The 17,964-nt window shown below is 63.2% G+C and carries 16 protein-coding genes and 1 riboswitch; of the genes, 13 read left to right on the top strand and 3 right to left on the bottom strand.

The features are described from left to right. Positions 1-5 precede the first annotated feature (5 nt). From B0G71_RS13535 to rfbC, 11 genes are all read left to right on the top strand, one after another. A complete protein-coding gene (locus tag B0G71_RS13535; protein WP_116142387.1) occupies positions 6-1,058 on the top strand; it encodes a microcin C ABC transporter permease YejB in 1,053 nt (350 codons plus the stop codon). After that, a complete protein-coding gene (locus B0G71_RS13530) occupies positions 1,012-2,127 on the top strand; it encodes an ABC transporter permease (RefSeq protein WP_116142386.1) in 1,116 nt (371 codons plus the stop codon). The genes B0G71_RS13535 and B0G71_RS13530 overlap by 47 nt, the downstream gene beginning before the upstream one ends. Next, the gene (locus tag B0G71_RS13525) at positions 2,124-3,791 is read left to right on the top strand and encodes an ABC transporter ATP-binding protein (protein ID WP_116142385.1); all 1,668 of its coding nucleotides are present in this window, start codon (positions 2,124-2,126) and stop codon (positions 3,789-3,791) included. The genes B0G71_RS13530 and B0G71_RS13525 overlap by 4 nt, the downstream gene beginning before the upstream one ends. Next, a complete protein-coding gene (locus B0G71_RS13520) occupies positions 3,784-5,220 on the top strand; it encodes a TldD/PmbA family protein (RefSeq protein ID WP_116142384.1) in 1,437 nt (478 codons plus the stop codon). Before B0G71_RS13525 ends, B0G71_RS13520 begins: the two co-directional genes overlap by 8 nt. Next, entirely contained in the window at positions 5,220-6,581 is a 1,362-nt protein-coding gene (locus B0G71_RS13515) for a TldD/PmbA family protein (protein WP_116142383.1), read from the top strand. Before B0G71_RS13520 ends, B0G71_RS13515 begins: the two co-directional genes overlap by 1 nt. A 4-nt stretch (positions 6,582-6,585) precedes the next feature. Further along, complete coding sequence (locus B0G71_RS13510) at positions 6,586-7,167, top strand: GNAT family N-acetyltransferase (protein ID WP_116142382.1); 582 nt, start codon at positions 6,586-6,588, stop codon at positions 7,165-7,167. 4 nt (positions 7,168-7,171) lie between these two features. Next, on the top strand, positions 7,172-7,720 hold the full coding sequence (locus B0G71_RS13505; protein ID WP_116142381.1) for a GNAT family N-acetyltransferase: 549 nt from the start codon (positions 7,172-7,174) through the stop codon (positions 7,718-7,720). Between the two features lie 13 nt (positions 7,721-7,733). Beyond that, positions 7,734-10,946, top strand: coding sequence for a multidrug efflux RND transporter permease subunit (locus B0G71_RS13500; RefSeq protein WP_116142380.1), 3,213 nt, complete (start codon positions 7,734-7,736; stop codon positions 10,944-10,946). Between the two features lie 209 nt (positions 10,947-11,155). Beyond that, positions 11,156-11,539 (top strand): hypothetical protein, encoded by a 384-nt coding sequence (locus B0G71_RS40940; protein ID WP_147308676.1) that lies wholly within the window; start codon positions 11,156-11,158, stop codon positions 11,537-11,539. 133 nt (positions 11,540-11,672) lie between these two features. Beyond that, the gene (locus tag B0G71_RS13495; protein WP_116142379.1) at positions 11,673-12,668 is read left to right on the top strand and encodes a GlxA family transcriptional regulator; all 996 of its coding nucleotides are present in this window, start codon (positions 11,673-11,675) and stop codon (positions 12,666-12,668) included. 110 nt (positions 12,669-12,778) lie between these two features. Further along, complete coding sequence (gene rfbC / locus B0G71_RS13490) at positions 12,779-13,330, top strand: dTDP-4-dehydrorhamnose 3,5-epimerase (protein WP_116142378.1); 552 nt, start codon at positions 12,779-12,781, stop codon at positions 13,328-13,330. A gap of 80 nt (positions 13,331-13,410) precedes the next feature. Here rfbC and B0G71_RS13485 read toward each other — a convergent pair whose 3' ends face one another. Further along, a complete protein-coding gene (locus B0G71_RS13485; RefSeq protein ID WP_116142377.1) occupies positions 13,411-14,301 on the bottom strand; it encodes a DMT family transporter in 891 nt (296 codons plus the stop codon). 107 nt (positions 14,302-14,408) lie between these two features. Here B0G71_RS13485 and B0G71_RS13480 point away from each other — a divergent pair, with 107 nt between their 5' ends. Both B0G71_RS13480 and B0G71_RS13475 read left to right on the top strand, forming a co-directional pair. Beyond that, entirely contained in the window at positions 14,409-15,314 is a 906-nt protein-coding gene (locus B0G71_RS13480; protein ID WP_116142376.1) for a LysR substrate-binding domain-containing protein, read from the top strand. Between the two features lie 104 nt (positions 15,315-15,418). Beyond that, positions 15,419-16,048: a GNAT family N-acetyltransferase gene (locus B0G71_RS13475; protein ID WP_116148583.1), complete on the top strand. Its 630-nt coding sequence runs from the start codon at positions 15,419-15,421 to the stop codon at positions 16,046-16,048. A gap of 209 nt (positions 16,049-16,257) precedes the next feature. On the opposite strand, the gene B0G71_RS13470 is transcribed toward B0G71_RS13475, so the two are convergent. Further along, entirely contained in the window at positions 16,258-16,419 is a 162-nt protein-coding gene (locus B0G71_RS13470) for a DUF1328 domain-containing protein (protein ID WP_007182451.1), read from the bottom strand. Between the two features lie 400 nt (positions 16,420-16,819). Continuing rightward, the gene (locus tag B0G71_RS13460; protein ID WP_116142375.1) at positions 16,820-17,692 is read right to left on the bottom strand and encodes a spherulation-specific family 4 protein; all 873 of its coding nucleotides are present in this window, start codon (positions 17,690-17,692) and stop codon (positions 16,820-16,822) included. A gap of 54 nt (positions 17,693-17,746) precedes the next feature. Next, positions 17,747-17,826: riboswitch (cyclic di-GMP riboswitch) on the bottom strand. Positions 17,827-17,964: the final 138 nt, after the last annotated feature.

The raw sequence follows: 17,964 nt of genomic DNA, 5'->3' as shown, positions 1-17,964 counted from the left end.
ACAGCATGCTTGCCTACATTCTCAGACGCTTGTTATTGATGGTGCCGACGCTGCTCGGCGTGGTCACGCTGACCTTTGTCGTCACACAGTTCGTGCCGGGTGGGCCGGTCGAGCAGGTGATGACGCAACTCCGCCACGGCGCTGGCCGTGGCGGAGAGGCGGGGGCGGGCGGCGGCGGTTATCACGGCAGCCAGGGCGTCGATCCGCAGCAGATCGAGCAGATCAAGAAACAGTTCGGCTTCGACAAGCCGCCGCTCGAACGCTATGTGCTGATGCTCAAGCACTACGCGACGTTCGATCTCGGCCAGTCCTACTATCAGCACGACAGCGTGTGGGACGTCATCAAATCGAAGCTGCCGGTGTCGATCACACTCGGCTTATGGACGGTGCTGCTCACGTATCTGATATCGGTGCCGTTGGGGATCGCGAAAGCGGTGCGCAACGGCTCGCGCTTCGATACCGTCACGAGCGTGCTGGTGCTCGCCGGCTATGCCATTCCGGGTTTCGTGCTGGGCGTACTGCTGCTGATGTTATTCGGCGGCGGCACGTTCTGGCAGGTGTTTCCGATGCGCGGCCTCACGTCGGATAACTTCAACGATCTCAGTGCGTTCGGCAAAGTGCTCGACTATCTGTGGCACATCGTGCTGCCGGTCACGGCCTCGGTGGTGGGCAACTTCGCGATCGTCACGATTCTGACCAAGAACACGTTCCTCGAGGAAATCGGCCGACAGTATGTGCTGACCGCGCGCGCGAAAGGCGCGCCGGAGCGCGACGTGCTGTGGAAACACGTGCTGCGCAATGCCGCGATTCCGCTGCTTACCGGTTTGCCGGCGGCCTTCGTCGGCGCGTTTCTGAACGGCAATCTGCTGATCGAAACGCTGTTCTCGCTCGACGGCATGGGCCAACTGTCGTACGACTCCGTGATTCGCCGTGACTATCCGGTCGTACTCGGTTCGCTGTTTCTGTTCACGCTGATTGCCCTCGTAACCAAACTCATTGCTGACGTCTGCTATGTCCTCGTCGACCCCCGCATCCAATTCAACCGCCTGGACCGCTGACGCGGCCGGCGCGGCGCACGCGGCGTCGCCGTCTCCGTGGCGGCGTACGTGGCTGCGCTTCAGGCGGCAGCGTCTCGGTTACTGGAGCCTCGTGATTTTCGTGTCGCTGTTCGCCATCAGCCTGCTCGGCGAGGTGTTGTCCAACGACCGCCCGTTGCTCGTCCGTTACGACGGGCACTACTACTTCCCGATCGTGAAGGACTACCCGGAGACGCTGTTTGGCGGCGACTTTCCGGCGCGTACCAATTACCTCGATCCGTATATCCGCTCGCGACTCGAATCGAATGGCAACTTTGCGATCTATCCGCCAAATCATTTCCACTACGACACGATCGACTATTTCGCCGCGCATCCATATCCGGCGCCGCCCACCGCAAACAACTGGCTCGGCACGGACCAGTTCGGTCGCGACGTGCTGGCGCGGCTGCTGTACGGCTTCCGCTTGTCGGTGCTGATGGCGCTGGCGCTCACGGTGTCCGGGGTGGTGGTCGGCGTGCTGACTGGCGCGGTGCAGGGCTTTTACGGCGGACGCACCGATCTGGTCGGTCAGCGCCTGATCGAAATCTGGAGTTCGATGCCCGACTTGTACCTGTTGATCATCTTCGCGTCGATCTTCGAGCCCACGTTGTGGCTGCTCTTCATTTTGCTGTCGATGTTTGGCTGGCTCGTCCTGTCCGACTACGTGCGCGCCGAATTCCTGCGCAACCGTTCGCTCGATTACGTGAAGGCGGCACGTACCATGGGTCTCAGCAACTGGCAGATCATGTGGCGTCATGTTCTGCCGAATAGTTTGACGCCGGTGATTACCTTCCTGCCGTTCCGCATGAGCGCCGCGATTCTCTCGCTGACCAGCCTCGACTTTCTTGGCCTCGGCGTGCCGCCGCCGACACCTAGCCTCGGCGAACTGCTGCAGGAAGGCAAAAACAATCTCGACGCATGGTGGATATCCATGTCGGCGTTTGCCGCGCTGGTGATCACGTTGCTGTTGCTGACCTTCATGGGAGACGCATTGCGCAATGCGCTCGACACGCGTTCGCGCGGTTCGGCTTTCGGCGGAGGTCCGCGATGATTGCCACTCAGGCGCCGATCGCTCGGCCGTTGCTGGAAATCGATCGCTTCTCCGTGCGCTTCGGCGACAAGGTCGCTGTGCATGAACTCAGCCTCTCCATTGCACGCGGCGAGCGCGTGGCGCTGGTCGGCGAATCGGGCTCGGGCAAGAGCGTCACCGCACTGTCCATTCTGCGGCTTGTCGAGCATGCAGAATTGAGCGGCCGCATGTTGCTCGACGGCGAGGACCTGCTGCAAAAAACCGAGCAGCAGATGCGCGGTCTGCGCGGCGCCGACGTCGCAATGGTGTTTCAGGAGCCCATGACGGCGCTTAATCCGCTCTTCACGATCGGCAAGCAGATCGCCGAGAGCCTGCGTCTGCATGAAGGTTTGAGGCCGAATGCGGCGCGCGAGCGCGGCATCGAGTTGCTCAGGCGCACGGGCATTCCCGAGCCGGAGCGGCGCATCGACAGCTTTCCGCATCAGTTGTCCGGCGGCCAGCGGCAGCGCGCGATGATCGCCATGGCGCTCGCCTGCCGTCCGCGCTTGCTGCTCGCCGACGAACCGACCACGGCGCTCGACGTCACCGTGCGCCAGCAGATTGTCGATTTGCTGATTTCGTTGCAGGAACAGGAGGCGGCCGAACGCGGCATGGCCGTGCTGTTGATTACGCACGACCTGAATCTGGTGAAACGTTTTGCGCAGCGCGTCGCGGTGATGGAGAAGGGCGTGCTGGTCGAAACCAATACGACCGACGCGCTATTCGCGAGCCCACAGCATCCGTATACTCGGCGGCTGCTCGACAGCGATCCGCAACGCGCGGTCGAACCGGTCGAGGCGGGCGCGCGCCGGCTGCTCGAAGTGCAAGGACTGGCCGTCGATTACCGCACGTCGGCGAAAGGCTGGCGGTCCATGTTCGGGCGCTCCACGTTCCGCGCGGTGCACGATGTCGACCTGAGCGTGCGGCGCGGCGAAACGCTCGGCATTGTCGGTGAATCGGGTTCGGGGAAATCGACTTTGGCCGCGACCGTCCTCGGTCTGCAACAGCCGGCCGCCGGCCATATTCATATCGACGGTTTGCCGCTGTCCGCGCTCAAGACGGCGAGCTCGCGCCGCGCGCTGTATTCGCGCATGCAAGTCGTGTTTCAGGACCCGTTCGGCTCGCTGTCGCCACGCATGACGGTGGAGCAGATCATCGGCGAGGGTTTGGCCGTGCATCGGCCGGAAGTGGATGCGAAGGCGCGGCGCGCGCGCGTCGGCAGCCTGCTCGAAGAAGTCGGCATGCCAGCCGACGCGATGCTGCGCTACCCGCACGAATTCTCCGGCGGCCAGCGTCAACGTATTGCGATTGCACGCGCACTGGCCGTCGAACCGGAATTGATCGTGCTCGACGAGCCGACCAGCGCGCTCGACGTGTCGATCCAGAAACAGGTGCTGAATCTGCTGACAAATCTGCAGAAAAAGTACAAGCTAAGCTATCTGTTCATTACGCACGATCTGGCGGTGATGCGAGCCATGGCGCATCGCGTGATCGTGATGAAGTCCGGACGCATTGTGGAGGCGGGCGACACACTCGATGTGCTGCATGCGCCGTCGCATCCTTATACCCAGTCGCTGCTCGCCTCGTCGCTCAATGTGCCGGAGCCCGGCACGGCCGCGACTCATACGGGACCTGCCAATGATTGACGAACGTTGGGCGCAAGCCGCCCAAACGCTGAAGAGCCGCGCCGCGTTCTGGTCGCTGCGCATTGTGGACGAACAGATCGACGACCACGAGATTCGCAACGACATCGCGCAACCGCTGCGCACCGTGCGCGATCGCGGTGCGATGCTGATCGCGTGGGTGGGCGCGGGGGCGGGTTATGCCGCGACCGCGAATCTCTCGGCGGCCGGTTTGCAGGCCGCGCTCGATTTAGCCACCGCACGCGCTGAGGCGAGCGCGGCCTTGTCGCTGATCGACCATCGGGAAGTCGCGCGACCCGCGGCGAGCGGCCAGTACGTGTCGCCGAATGCGCAACGCGCGTTGCCGAACCGTGCCGAATGGCTCGAGCTTCTCGGCGCGGAATGCGCGGGCGCGAACCTGGATGCAAAAATCGTCGAACGTGTGGCGGCAGTGCAGATCACGCACACCGATCAACTCTACGTCACCGGCGACGGTGTACGCATCGACCAGCAGTTCCGTTTCGTGATGCCGCAATTGAGCGTCGCCGCGCACGCGAACGGCGATACGCAAGTGCGCACGCTGGGCGGCAACTACGGCACGCTCGGACAGGGCGGCATGGAAGTGCTGACGCGTTTCGGCTTCGAAGGCTCGGGCGCGCGCGTCGCAAATGAAGCGCTGCAATTGCTGGCCGCGCCGAATTGCCCATCGGGCAAGCGCGATCTTTTGCTGATGCCCGACCAGATGATGCTGCAGATTCACGAATCGATCGGCCATCCGCTCGAACTGGATCGCATTCTCGGCGATGAACGCAACTTCGCGGGCTGGAGCTTCGTCAAGCAGGACATGTTCGGTTCGTATCGCTACGGCTCGGAACTGCTGAACGTCACCTTCGATCCGTCGCTGCGCGAAGAAGCCGCAGCCTACGCATTCGACGACGACGGCACCGAAGCGCACAAGCAATATCTGATTCGCAACGGCGTGCTGGAGCGTCCGCTCGGCGGCGCGTTGTCGCAACAGCGCGCACGCATGCCGGGCGTCGCGAACTCGCGTGCTTCGAACTGGAACCGGCCACCGATCGACCGCATGGCGAATCTGAATATCGAGCCGGGCGAGAGTTCGCTGGAGGCGATGATCGGCAATATCGAACATGGCATTCTGATGCGCACCAACACGTCCTGGTCGATCGACGACCATCGCAACAAATTCCAGTTCGGCTGCGAGTTTGGCCAGTTGATCGAAAACGGCAAGCTCACGCAGGTCGTCAAACAGCCGAATTACCGCGGTATTTCCGCGAATTTCTGGCGCAGCCTGAGTGCGGTGGGCAACGCGAGCACGCGCGAAGTGTATGGCACGTCCATGTGCGGCAAGGGCGAGCCGGCGCAGATCATTCGCGTCGGCCATGCGTCGCCGGCTTGCGTGTTCAGCAACATCGACGTATTCGGAGGCGCATGATGAGCCAGTTCATCTCTTCGCGCGCTGCCACGTCGGTGGATTGGGAGCGCCATTTCACTTTGCTCGCCGATGCGATCGAGCGTCTGCAGCAAGGCGGCGAAACTACGCTCAGTTCATTTGCCGGCGAGCAGTCCGACTTCATCCGTTTCAATTCGGGCAAGGTGCGGCAGACCGGCAGCGTGTCGCAAGGCAAGCTGACCTTGCGTCTGATCGACGGTGCGCGTCAGGCCTATTCCACGCTGACCGTATGCGGCGATCTGCAGCAGGATCTCGACGAAGTGAGCGCCGCCCTCGCCACCTTGCGCGAAGGTCTGCGCGGTGCGGCGGACGATCCGCATCTACTGTTCGACACGTCGAAATGGCAGCGCACCACGCAGCGCTCCGGCAAGCTGCCGAACCCCGACGGGCTCGCGCACATCGTCGCGGAATGCGCGCGAGGGCTCGACTTCGTGGGCTTCTATGCGGGCGGCACCATCGTGCGCGGTTTCGCATCGACGAACGGCAGCCGCGGCTGGTATGAAGTGGACAACTTCAATTTCAGCTGGTCGCTGTACGACCCGAGCGGCCGCGCGATCAAAACCACCTACGCCGGCGACGACTGGAGCGATGCCGTGTTCGCGGGCAAAGTGGAACAGGCCGCGACACGTCTTGCCGTTCTGGCGCGCACGCCGCGCACGTTGGCGCCGGGACGTTACCGTTCCTATCTGGCGCCCGCCGCGCTCGCGGAGCTGCTCGGCGTCACCGCATGGAGCGGCTTCTCCGCTCGCGCTCAGGCGAGCTCGCGCAGCGAGTTGTACAAGCTGCATGTGGGAGAAGTCGTAGTCGACCCGCGCGTGACGATCAGCGAAGATCTCGGTCTCGGCATCACGCCAGGATTCAATGACGACGGTTACCTGCGTGACAGCGTCCCGTTGATCGAGGCCGGCCGCAGCGCCGAACGCCTGACCAACGCACGCAGCGCACGCGAATACGGTTTGACGCCGAACGGCGCGTTGGCCAGCGAATCACCGGCCGCGCTCTCGATGCAAGCGGGCGACCTGCTGGAAGAAGAGGTGCTAGCAAAGATCGACACGGGTCTCTACATCGGCAACCTCTGGTACGTGAACTTCTCGGACCGCATGAATTGCCGCCTCACCGGCATGACGCGCTTCGCGACGTTCTGGGTCGAGAACGGAGAAATCGTCGCACCGCTGGAAGCCATGCGTTTCGACGACAGCCTGTACCGTTTGCTCGGCAGCGAACTCGAACAACTCGGCGCGCAAGCGGAACTGCTATTGAGCGATTCGACATGGGGCGAGCGCGCCACGGGCGGCATGCAATTGCCGGGCATTCTGGTGAGGTCATTCGAATTGACGTTATAAGCCTATGGATCAACACGAAAAAACAAAATCAAAACCTGAGAGCTTGCCGGAGGGCCTGACGCTGCGCGCACGGCGCGTGGCCGACGCGGAACAATTTCACGCCATGCTGCAATTGCCCGTGGCGATGAACGGCAATCCGCAGGTGCCGTTTCGGACCGTTGCCAGCACACGCGAGCACCTGGAAAAATTCGAGGCCCCTGGCGTCGCGATCGCGGCGACGGTCGGCGACACGCTGGTCGGTCAGGCCAGCCTCAGTCCTTTCAAGGGACGCCGCGCGCATGCCGCCTCGCTCGGCATTGGCGTGCACGACGCATGGCAGCGGCGCGGCATCGGTCATGCGCTGATGGCGGAGCTGCTCGATCTGGCCGACAACTGGCTCGGCCTGCGCCGCGTCGAGTTGCATGTCTACACCGATAACCACGCGGCACTCGCGCTATACCGCAAGTTCGGCTTCGAGATCGAAGCGCATCAGCGCGGTGCCATATTGCGTCGCGGCGTACTGATCGACTGTTACTTCATGGCGCGGCTGCGCGAACCGGCGCCGTGGATGTCGCCGCCATCTGTCGCCCATCTAGCAACGGAATAAAACCATGAACGAAACAAGGTTGCCGGACGACGCCGAACATTACAAATGTATTATGGTGCGCGCGTTCGAATCGTCGGACATGGATGCGTTCGCCGAAATCATGAGCTTGCCTGGCGTGCGGCGCGGCACGCTGTCGGTCGGCTATCGCAGTCCTGAACAACTCGCGGCGTGGTACGAGCGGAGCCTCAAAGGCGGCGTGAACGTGTGCGCGCTTATCGACGGACGCGTGGTCGGCCACGCGGGCCTGGAGGTCCACCGGTCGAGCCGCGCGCACTGCGCGCATTTAGGCCTCGCCGTGCACGACGCATATCATGGCCGCGGTGTCGGCACCGCGCTTTTGCAAGGCTTGATCGATTGCGCGGACGCGTCGCTCGGTTTGCGCCGCATCGACCTCACGGTGTTTGCCGACAACGCGCCGGCCATCGCGCTGTATCGCAAGTTCGGCTTTGTCGAAGAAGGCCGTTCGCGCGGTTTTGCCGTGCGTGACGGTGTGCTGGCCGACGCGCTGCATATGGCTCGCCTCGTCGACGCACCGCGCCTCCAGACAATCTGAACGGATTCATTGAGTGCCATTTTTCTTCATCGACCGCCCGGTCTTCGCATGGATCGTCGCGCTCGCCATTGTCGTGGCGGGCGCGCTAGCTATTCCGCAACTGCCGGTGGCGCAGTATCCGCGCCTTGCGCCGCCGCGCATTGTGATATCCGCCATGTATCCGGGGGCGTCGACTGAAGTCGTGGACGAGAGCGTCGGCAGCATCATCGAGGAGAGTCTCGATGGCGCCGACAATATGCTTTACTACCAAACGACCAGCGACAACCTGGGCGAACTCGAAATCGACGCGACCTTCGCGCCCGGCACCAATCCGGATCTCGCGCTGGTCGACATCCAGAACCGGCTCAAGCAGGTCGAGCCGCGTCTGCCGCAGCAGGTGGTGCAGCAGGGCATCAGCGTGTTCAAGGCGGCCAACACGTTCCTGATGCTGGTCGCGCTGAGTTCCACCGACGGCACGCGCGACTCCGTGCAATTGAGCGACTATCTGAGCCGCTACGTGTTGCGCGAGTTGAAGCGCGCACCCGGCGTGGGCTCAGCCCAACTCTGGGACGCCGACGAAGCGCTGCGTATCTGGCTCGATCCCATGAAGCTGCGCGAATACGGCCTCGGCGCCGCCGAAGTCAACGCCGCCATCGCCGCGCAGAACGCGACCGTGACGGCGGGCACGCTCGGCGACGCGCCATTCGTGCCGGGCCAGCAATTGACCGCCTCGGTGAGCGTGAAAGGCCAGTTGATCTCGCCGGCCGAATTCGGCCAGATCGTGCTGAAGGCGCGGCCGGACGGCTCGGCTGTGCGCCTGCGCGACGTCGCGCGCGTCGAACTCGGGCGTGACAACTACTCGTACTATTCGCGCCTGAATGGCAAGGCCGCTGCAACGGTCGGGATTCAACTCGGGCCGCGCGGCAACGCGCTCGAAACGTCGAACGCGATTCGCGCGCGGCTTGCCGAACTGGCGAAAGGCTTGCCTTCGGGCGTCGCCATCGAAATCCCGTTCGACAACGCGCACTTCGTGAAGATCGCCATTCACGAGGTGCTCGTCACGCTCGCGGAAGCGGTCGTGCTGGTGTTCTTCGTGATGTGGCTGTTCCTGCGCAATCTGCGCTATACGCTGGTGCCGACCGTCGTGATTCCGGTCACGCTGATGGGCGCGTTTCTCGCCATGTATGCGTGCGGTCTGTCGATCAACGTATTCACGATGTTCGGCCTCGTGCTCGCCATCGGCATTCTGGTCGACGACGCGATCGTGGTGGTGGAGAGCGTGCATCGCGTGATGGAAGAAGAGGGCTTGTCGCCACGCGAGGCCACGCGCAAAGCCATGTCGCAGATCGGTGGCGCGATTGTCGGCGTGACGGCGGTGTTGACGGCGGTGTTCGTGCCGATGGCGTTCTTTCCCGGCGGCGTTGGCGGAATCTACCGGCAATTCGCGGTGGCGATGATCGCGTCGATGCTGGTGTCGTCGTTCATGGCCTTGTCGCTGACGCCCGCGTTGTGCGCGAATCTGCTGAAGGCGCACACGCAGTCGGTGCGTCAACGCGATGCGCGCCGCGGCATTCGCGGTTTCGCGGCGCGTGCGGCGAGCCGCTTCACGTCCGGCTTCGATCGCGCCGCGCGTGGTTATCGCGGGTTGACCGCGCGCACGTTGCGCCGTATCGGCCCCATGCTGGCCATCTACGCGGTGCTGGTCGGCGTGTGCGGCGTGCTCTACTGGCAGATGCCCGGCGGTTTCCTGCCGAGCGAGGACGAAGGCCAGTTGCAGGTCATGATTCAATTGCCCGCCGGCGCCACCCAGGCGCGCACGCTGGCCGTGGTGCAACGCGCGGGAACGATTCTCCATGCCGAGCCCGCAGTCGCGAACGTTACGAGTGTGATCGGCTGGAGCTTTTCGGGCAGTGGTCAGAACGTGGCGATGGGATTCGTCGAACTCAAGGACTGGGGCAAGCGCGATATCGATGCACTGGCCCTGCGCGACCGGCTCAACGCAAAGTTCGACCAGATTCTGGACGGTAGCGTCGAGGCTCAATTGCCGCCTTCGGTGCCGGGACTCGGGCATTCGGACGGGTTCGTGTTCCGCCTCGAGGATCGCGGCGGCGTGGGGCTCGACGCGCTGAAGGCCGCGCGCGAGCAACTGTTCACGCAGGCCAAGGCGAGTCCGGTGCTGGCCTCGGTGCACTCGGAAGATCTGCCTGACGCGCCGCGCGTCGAGCTCATCGTCGATCGCGCGAAGGCTTATGCGCTCGGCGTGTCGTTCGACCGCATCGCGGACGTGCTGGGCAGCACCTTCGGCTCGACCTATATCGACGATTTCCCGGCCGGCGGCCGCATGCGCCGCGTCATGATCGCCGCGGACGCCGCCGCGCGCATGACCGAAGACGATTTGCTCGCGCTCTCCGTGCCCAACTCGACGGGCGGCATGGTGCCGCTCTCGGCTATCGCAACGCGTCAGTGGACGATCGGCCCGGTGATGCTGACGCGCTACAACGGCTACCCGTCGCTCGACGTGAGCGGCCACGCGGCGCCAGGCTACAGTTCCGGCGCGGCCATGGCGGAGCTGGAGCGGCTTGCGGCTTCCCTGCCGGTCGGCGTGAGCTACGACTGGGTCGATGCGGCACGCGAGGAAACCGCGGCCGCGAGACTCACGCCGCTGTTGATCGGCCTGTCATTGCTGGCGGTGTTCATGGCGCTGGCCGCGCTCTACGAAAGCTGGACGATTCCGCTTGCCGTGCTCATGGTCGTGCCGCTCGGCGTGATCGGCGCGGTTGCGGCGGTGCTGTTGCGTGGCATGCCTAACGATGTGTACTTCAAGGTCGGCATGATCACGGTGATCGGCCTCGCGGCGAAAAACGCGATTCTGATCGTGCAATTCGCACGCGATCTGTACCAGGGCGGCATGCCGTTGACGCGTGCGGTGACCGAGGCCGCGGGCGCCCGGTTCCGGCCGATCGTGATGACCTCGGCGGCGTTTCTGCTGGGCGTTGTGCCGCTCGTGGTGTCGAGCGGCGCGGGTGCCGAAAGCCGCCGCTCGATCGGCACAGGCGTCTTCGGCGGGGTGCTGGCTGCCACGCTGTTCGGGCTGGTGTTCGCGCCGGTCGCGTTCCATGCGGTCGCTTCGCTCACGCACGGACGGCGGCGGCTGGCGGCATTGCATCGCAGGCGCGCCGAACGGCAGGGCCGCCGTGCCGCGACCGCGATCGAACGCGAGTCGCTCGACGAGTCGCCGACGGCCTGAGCGTTCAGATAGCTGCGTCGTGACCGGCGTGGTGCGCTGGCCGGCGCCGTCAGGCGCCGCAGCGCAACTTCCAACGCGCCCGATTCTTCGGGCGCGGCAAGCCTTCAATCCTCCGATGTTTATAGTTATTGTGCACTGCAAGCACGAATTGTTCATACGTATAAAACCGCCAATGTTTCAATATAGAAACGTTTTAGGACGTTCGAAAAATGCGTTTGGAAACGATTAATAGATATCGATTGGTTAAATACAGGCCGATTGCACCCGGTGGTCAACAAATTCCCGATTTGCGAATAAATCGGCTATTGAATGGTCATTATTTGCGAGGTTTGCATTTCAAGTTTGAAACACTTTTGGATACCGCTTTGCCATACGCAGGTCATAATCAGGAGGCGTTGCGGAGCCCCGGCACGCGCTCCGTCAGTGCCTCGAAAGCCTTGCTGGCGGTGGTTTGGCGGCAAGCTGCCGAAATCGCCGGGTGTGCCCGGCTGAGGCGCGGACTCATCACGCCGTTGTCATATCAAACGCGAGATAACGGTTTTCTTCATACGTTCTACTTCTCGACAGTAATTTGTTTTTCAAATTTACTATAGCGAGCCATTCCGCTACCATCACGCTTAATCCGTTAAGCGGCCAGCTGCGATTTCCGCTGGCAATAATCATTCCGTCATAACGGCGGCTAACGGCGATCGGGGTCCACAATGTACGACAGTTTGGGGAAATATCATGCCGCACATGCACCTTGATACTGCGAGGATCACCTGGTTACATACGCCGACGCTGAACGTGCGTGGTGCGACGCGGCGCATCGGCGTGTTGCTGTTTGACGGCTTCTGGCTGCTCGGCCCAGGCACGGTGGTGGAGATGTTCCAGACGGCGAACGAACTCTCGGGTTCGCGCGCCGGTGAGGAGCAGCCTTACGAAGTGCAATTCCTTTCCATGGACGGCGGCAGCGTCGCCAGTTCTTCTTCCGCGCGCATCTGGACGGACCGTATCGACGCGCGCTTCGCCAGCGGTTTCGACGTGCTGTTCATCGCAGGCGGCTACGGCGCGCATGTGGCCGCGCGCGACGAGCGGGTGCTCGGCTGGCTGCGCGCGGTGCAATCGCGCACGCGTGCGATCGAAACGATCGGTGAAGGACGGCTCGTGCTGGAAGCGGCTGGCCCGACGGATAGCGACGGACCGCAAGTGAACCGCTATCTCGGCAGTGTCACGGGCGAGTCCGCGCTCAACGCGTCCAATGACCGTAACGACTGTGCCCGCAGCGCGCTCATGTTTATCAAACGCGATCTCGGTGCGGAGCTTGCCCGCAGCGTCGCCGACCGCGTGATGCCCGGCATGGCTGCCACCTGGGTGCCGCTACCGGCGGAGGGCGGCACGCTCAGCGTGGCCGAGAAGATCCGCGCGGCGGCCCGCTGGATGGAGGCCAACTGCGACCGTCCGGTTTCAGTGGCCGACGCCGCGCAGGTCGCGGCGATGAGCGAGCGCAATTTCCTGCGGCGTTTCAAGCATGAAATGCAGGTCACGCCGTCGGACTATCTGTTGCAGGTTCGCCTGCGCATTGCCTGCAACTTCCTCACCGAGACTGAACTGCCTGTCGACAAGATCGCGCGGCGCAGCGGTACGGGCAACGGCGATCGTCTCGCGAAGATTTTCCGCAAGCGCATGGCGCTGTCTCCAACCGAATATCGCGCGCGCAGCCGCGTGGCGAGCGAGGCGTAACATCATGCAGGCGCCCGAGCCGGCGGCGGGGCGCCTTACGACACTTGGACGCGTTCTCCGTCGTGGCGGCAGCGTTTTCGCCGGTCAGGCTTCTTACGAGCACAGCGGCAATGGGCAACAAGGTGATCGCGACGGCATTGCCGGAGGTGAAACTCATCGAGCCCGAGGTGTTTTGCGACGAGTTCGGCTTCTGCTTCGAGAGCTTTAGCTCGGACGAGTTTAGCGACGACGTCTCGCAAGCTTTTCAATGGGTGCAGGACCGGCATTCGCGCGCGGTGCGTGGCGTGTTGCGGGGCTTGCACTACCAGGTGCAACGCCCTCAGGGCCGGCTCATGCGGGTCGTGGTGGGCGAAGTGTTCGCCGTCGCCGTCGACGTGCGGCTCAATTCGCCGAACTTCGGCAAGTGGTGCGGGGAATATCTGAGCGCGTCCAATTACCGGCAAATCTGGGTGCCTCCTGGCTTCGCGCACGGTTTCGTGGTGCTGTCCAATACCGCCGAGTGTTTGTGGAAGACCACGGAATACTGGTTTCCCGAACTGGAGCGCTGCATTCTGTGGCGCGATCCCGACATCGGCATCGAGTGGCCGATCGATTTCGAGCCGACCCTTGGCGCGAAGGATGCCGCGGGCCGGCGTCTTTACGAAGCGGAAAACATCGCCTGAGCCAGGCGCACGGTCTTGCGCGCGCTCCGGCGCGCGCCGAGGTGTGCGCCGAGGTGCGCACTCGACCGTGCCGCGGATTTTCAGCGCGCCACCATCACCGCGCCGACGCTTGCGGTCACCACCAGCAGCGTGCCCATGATTTGCAGAATTCCCATCGGCTGATGCAGTACGACGAAGCCGGCCAATGCGCCGATCGCCGGCTCGACGCTCATCAGGATGCCGAATGAAGCGGCCGGCATGTGCCGCAACGCCACCATTTCCAGCGCGTACGGCAGAAGGGGGACCAGCAGCGCGAGGCCCGCTGTCGCCATGACCTGGGCCGCCGCCACATGCAGACCGCTTTGCGCCAATCCGAATGGCGTGGCCACGAGCGCCGCAGCGATCAGCGACACGGACAGTCCTTCGAGTCCCGCGAACAGGGTGCCGGTCTTCTTCATCAACACGATATAGGTGCCCCATCCGAGCGCCGCGCCGCAGGCGAGCAGCACGCCGAGCGGTTCACCGATCCAGCCGGCCCGATCGCGCGAGAGCAGGATCACGCCGGCGATCGCCAGCACAGGCCAGAGCAATGCGCGGGCGCGACGCACCGCGAAAGTCGCGACGGCGAGCGGTCCGAGAAAGTCGATCGCGACGGCGAGTCCCAACGGAATGCGCTGAAGCGCCGCGAAAAAGCACAGTGTCATGCCCGCCATCGCGGCGCCGAGCACACCCGCGGCAGTCCAGTGAGCGCGCGAGTAACTCAGAAGGCGCGGACGCACCAGCAAGGCGAGTACCAATGCAGCCCAGCACAGGCGCAGCCAGGTGGTGCTGAGTGAACCGTACGTGGCCATCGTCGGTGCGGAAAGTGCGGCGCCGAACTGCACGCACGACATCGACAGCACGCACAGCAGGGCCGCACCGGCCGCGCTGCGAGCGGGTTTCACGCTGGTTTGCGCGGGATTCAACGCGGGTTGGAGAGTGGTGTCCTGCATGGTTGTCGGCGAGTTGGCGTTCGTTCGGGGGTTCGTCATTGCTATCTTATCGGTGCTCGCGGTATTAAGATAAGTTGATATTTCTTATGCCGACTTCAAGAACCTTTATGACCCGAGATCTCGACAGCAGCCTGCTGCGCGCCTTTGTCACCGTGGCGGAGACGGGCGCGGTGGGCGTGGCGGCGACGCGCCTCGCGCGCACCCAGGCCGCGGTGAGCATGCAACTGCGCCGGCTCGAAGACGAACTCGGGCAGCGTTTGCTCGACCGCTCGCCGCGCGGTGTGCAACTCACCGAAGCGGGACATCTGCTGTTGCCCTATGCCCACACGATACTCGGCGCGGGCGCCGATGCGCGCCGCGCGTTGAGCGCGGGGCAGGTGTCCGGCACCGTGCGGCTCGGCATGCTGGAGGACATTGCCGTCGGCCGATTGCCGCGGGCGTTGCGGCGCTTTTCGATTGCTTATCCGCAAGTGGCGTTGGAGATCGTCGTTGACAGCAGTGCGGCGCTGTCGAACCGGCTCGCGGATGGCAGCCTCGATGTAGTGGTCGGCGATCCCGCGCTGGTCGACGCGGCGCCGCATCTCACGTGGAAGCAGCCGCTCTTCTGGGTCGGCGCGCGCGGCTTCAACCGCGACGCGCAGGCGGCGTTGCCGGTGGTGGCGTTCGGCGACGCGTGCCTGTGGCAGCAGCAGGTGTTGACGGCGTTGCGGCGCGCGGGGATCGCGTGGCGCATCGTGTGCACGAGCACGAGTCTGCCGGCCGTGCAATCCGCGGTTGAAGCGGGGCTCGGTGTGTCCGTGCTGCTCGACGGCAACATTCGCTCGGAGTCCATGCGCGTGCTCGGCCAGGCCGATGGTTTGCCCGACGCGCCCACCGCGGACTTCGGTCTCTTCATGCGCGAGGTTGCCGGCGCGCAGGCGGCCGCCGTGCAAACCTTGCAAACGTTCCTCTGCGAGGAATTGCATCTCGGTCTGCGCGAAGGCGAACCGCAGCTTGCGCCGGCTTTTGGCTAATACGTCCGCAGCGGCTTTCATGTGAGTTTTTACGACATTTTTTCTTGAGACGCACCCACGCGAAATCTACACTTCGGGCATCTTGATACCGCGAGGTGCTCAACGTGAAGCGACGTGCAGCGAAGCAACAATCCGTTCGTATCGACTACGTGTGTCACGGCGTGGGTCGTGTCGAGTTGCGCCGCTTCGATCCGGCTCGCGATTCGTTCGTGGCATTGACGGCGCTGTTGCATCGGGCCTTTACGCAACTCGGCGCGATGGGCCTCAATTGCACGTGCGCGGATCAGACCGTCGAGACGACACGCATGCGCGCAACGCGCGGTGATTGCTACGTGGCGGTGTGCGACGGGCGCATTGTCGGCACGATGACCCTCTACGCGACAGAGCGTGGATCGGCGTGCGAGCTATACCGGCGCGACGGTATCGCGAGCTTGCGCCAGTTCGCGGTCGAGCCCGCGTGGCAGGCGCGCGGTATCGGTACGTTGCTGATTGCCTTCGCCGATCATTGGGCCGCGGCGCGCGGTTATGCGGAGCTTGCACTCGATACGCCACAAGCGGCCGCGCATCTGATTGCGTTTTATCGTGGGCAGGGGTTTCGCATCGTCGATTTCGTACGCTTCGATGGCAAGAATTACGACAGCGCGATCTTGAGCAAGCCGTCGGTGGCGACGCGGACGCTCGCTAACTGGTCGCATCGGTTGAGTGCGCGTGCGCCGATTGCGCGGGCGGCGTGAAGACAAGGAAGGTCAAACGAAGCGATAAAGAAAACGAACAAGTGGTGCAGTGCAATGCGTGGGTGAAAACGTCTGGATGCAGGGCTAGCCTGAAGTGAGAACCCGGCGCGGTCAGCAACAATTGCAATACGGTGCGGCAAGTATTGCAACGGAGTGCCGGTTTGCGCGCCGGGGCAAGTGTGATTCAACCTATACAGTCGACGCGTTCATCAGCGTCGCATCACGCCCATCAGCAAGGTAACGAGGAAGATCACCACGAAGATGAAGAACAGGACCTTGGCGATTTCAGTCGCGCCTGCGGCAATGCCGCCAAAGCCGAATACCGCGGCGATGATCGCGATGATGAAGAAGATTGCAGCGTATCGAAGCATGGGGCCTCCCACCGATGGATTGCTGGATTAAATGGAAAACGGCGACTCGTTGTGGGCACTGCGTGCTTTGACGGGTTATTTGCCGGCGAGCGGAATAGAGCAATAGGTGTGCCCAGACCGAACGCACCAGAGGGAGACCGTGCGATTGTGGCGGCAGCTTCGCGTTTCTGCCTGGCCGCGTGATGCACGGCGTCAAGATCGATCTGCCGCTGCGGAGACAACCCGATCAGGTGGAAAGCGATCCGCTATATCGCGAGTACGTTCTGCGGTTGTCGAAAGGGAGGGTGTGTTCTGGTCACGATCGCGATCACGACGCGGCGGCTGCGTCGTTCACGAACTGCCGCGGCCGGCCACGCCGGCCGCGGCAAACGTCATGTCGATGTCGATATAAGTCAGCTCATCAACGCGCGGCGGCGTCCGTGACTTCATCGTTCCAGTAGGGCGGTAATGCCTTATACGGATTGCCGCCGGAGAGCGACGTGACATACACGCCACCCGCGCCATGTGTCTTCGCGTATTGCACGACACCCGGCAACTGGGCAGCGGTCGCGCCGTACACCATGTGCACGAAGCGGCTCTTCGGATAGGCGGCCTGCCAGCTCATCGGCTGATATTTCGCGTAGCTCTTCGCGGTACTTTCGAATACGACGAACTGGTCGGCCGTCGGCAAGCTCGCGTAAAGCTCGGGAATGTTGGTGCCCGGATTGGCCGTCACGGAGTAGGTGGCGTTCAAGCCTTTGATGTAGTTGTAGATCGACTGATAGAACTGGATGTGCGACATCTGGCTGTCGGACGTCATCTCGTCGATGAAGAAGCCGTCCACCTTATACATCGCCACGTAGGCGTTGATGTCGGTCACGACCGCGGAAAGCGAGCGCTTGCCGTACGAGGTGGAGATATAGCCCAGCACCTTGCCGCCGGCGGCGCGAAGCTTGGCGGCGGCCGCCGCGTAGTTGGGATCTTCCTTGGCGCCAGGGCCGCTGTTGGGATTCAGGATGGCCGTGGTCGGCACCTTGCGCGCCGAGGTCACGAGGCTGTTCCAGTTCGCGACGCTGCTGGTGGCATTGAAGTAGGAAGGTACGACGAGACTAGTGGTTGTCGTGGTCGTCGTGGTGGCCGCGAAGGCGGTGCCATTCAGGCATCCCACAACTAGCAGGCCCGCGATCAGTCCGGCCCGTTTCAGACTTCTACCTGTGCGGCCCAAAAGACGGACTGCTTCCGCCGATTCCGAAGCCACAAACGCAACTGCACCCATTCCCCGATTTTCCAGCATGTAGCCTCCTGACGCGGCGTGGTCACCGCTGTCGATTGGCCCGCCGTGGATACGGCGGGCAACTGGCAAACTCCCGCAAGGGAGTCCCTGTAGCTTTGCGTCGCCGGATCGCTCCGGGTTTGCCCAAACTGCGCTTACGGCATCTCCTGAATTTTCTTTAGGGTGCCGATTTATTTATTCGCAGCGTTTGAATCGAATGCCCGTGAAGGATATCGGAAAATTAATTCCTGTCTATGCGTTTCGGTACTTATTGCTGGGTGCGGTGCCCGAGC

The organism is Paraburkholderia sp. BL27I4N3, assembly GCF_003386115.1.
Classification (GTDB): Bacteria; Pseudomonadota; Gammaproteobacteria; order Burkholderiales; family Burkholderiaceae; genus Paraburkholderia.
This window is presented reverse-complemented; position numbering and strand designations above follow the sequence as displayed.

What these genes read in the sequence shown, in the direction of transcription:
- B0G71_RS13535 (WP_116142387.1), top strand. Translation starts at nt 6, where the DNA reads ATGCTTGCCTACATTCTCAGACGCTTGTTATTGATGGTGCCGACGCTG.
- B0G71_RS13530 (WP_116142386.1), top strand. Translation starts at nt 1,012, where the DNA reads ATGTCCTCGTCGACCCCCGCATCCAATTCAACCGCCTGGACCGCTGAC.
- B0G71_RS13525 (WP_116142385.1), top strand. Translation starts at nt 2,124, where the DNA reads ATGATTGCCACTCAGGCGCCGATCGCTCGGCCGTTGCTGGAAATCGAT.
- B0G71_RS13520 (WP_116142384.1), top strand. Translation starts at nt 3,784, where the DNA reads ATGATTGACGAACGTTGGGCGCAAGCCGCCCAAACGCTGAAGAGCCGC.
- B0G71_RS13515 (WP_116142383.1), top strand. Translation starts at nt 5,220, where the DNA reads ATGAGCCAGTTCATCTCTTCGCGCGCTGCCACGTCGGTGGATTGGGAG.
- B0G71_RS13510 (WP_116142382.1), top strand. Translation starts at nt 6,586, where the DNA reads ATGGATCAACACGAAAAAACAAAATCAAAACCTGAGAGCTTGCCGGAG.
- B0G71_RS13505 (WP_116142381.1), top strand. Translation starts at nt 7,172, where the DNA reads ATGAACGAAACAAGGTTGCCGGACGACGCCGAACATTACAAATGTATT.
- B0G71_RS40940 (WP_147308676.1), top strand. Translation starts at nt 11,156, where the DNA reads ATGCGTTTGGAAACGATTAATAGATATCGATTGGTTAAATACAGGCCG.
- B0G71_RS13495 (WP_116142379.1), top strand. Translation starts at nt 11,673, where the DNA reads ATGCCGCACATGCACCTTGATACTGCGAGGATCACCTGGTTACATACG.
- rfbC (WP_116142378.1), top strand. Translation starts at nt 12,779, where the DNA reads ATGGGCAACAAGGTGATCGCGACGGCATTGCCGGAGGTGAAACTCATC.
- B0G71_RS13485 (WP_116142377.1), bottom strand. Translation starts at nt 14,301, where the DNA reads ATGCAGGACACCACTCTCCAACCCGCGTTGAATCCCGCGCAAACCAGC.
- B0G71_RS13480 (WP_116142376.1), top strand. Translation starts at nt 14,409, where the DNA reads ATGACCCGAGATCTCGACAGCAGCCTGCTGCGCGCCTTTGTCACCGTG.
- B0G71_RS13470 (WP_007182451.1), bottom strand. Translation starts at nt 16,419, where the DNA reads ATGCTTCGATACGCTGCAATCTTCTTCATCATCGCGATCATCGCCGCG.
- B0G71_RS13460 (WP_116142375.1), bottom strand. Translation starts at nt 17,692, where the DNA reads ATGCTGGAAAATCGGGGAATGGGTGCAGTTGCGTTTGTGGCTTCGGAA.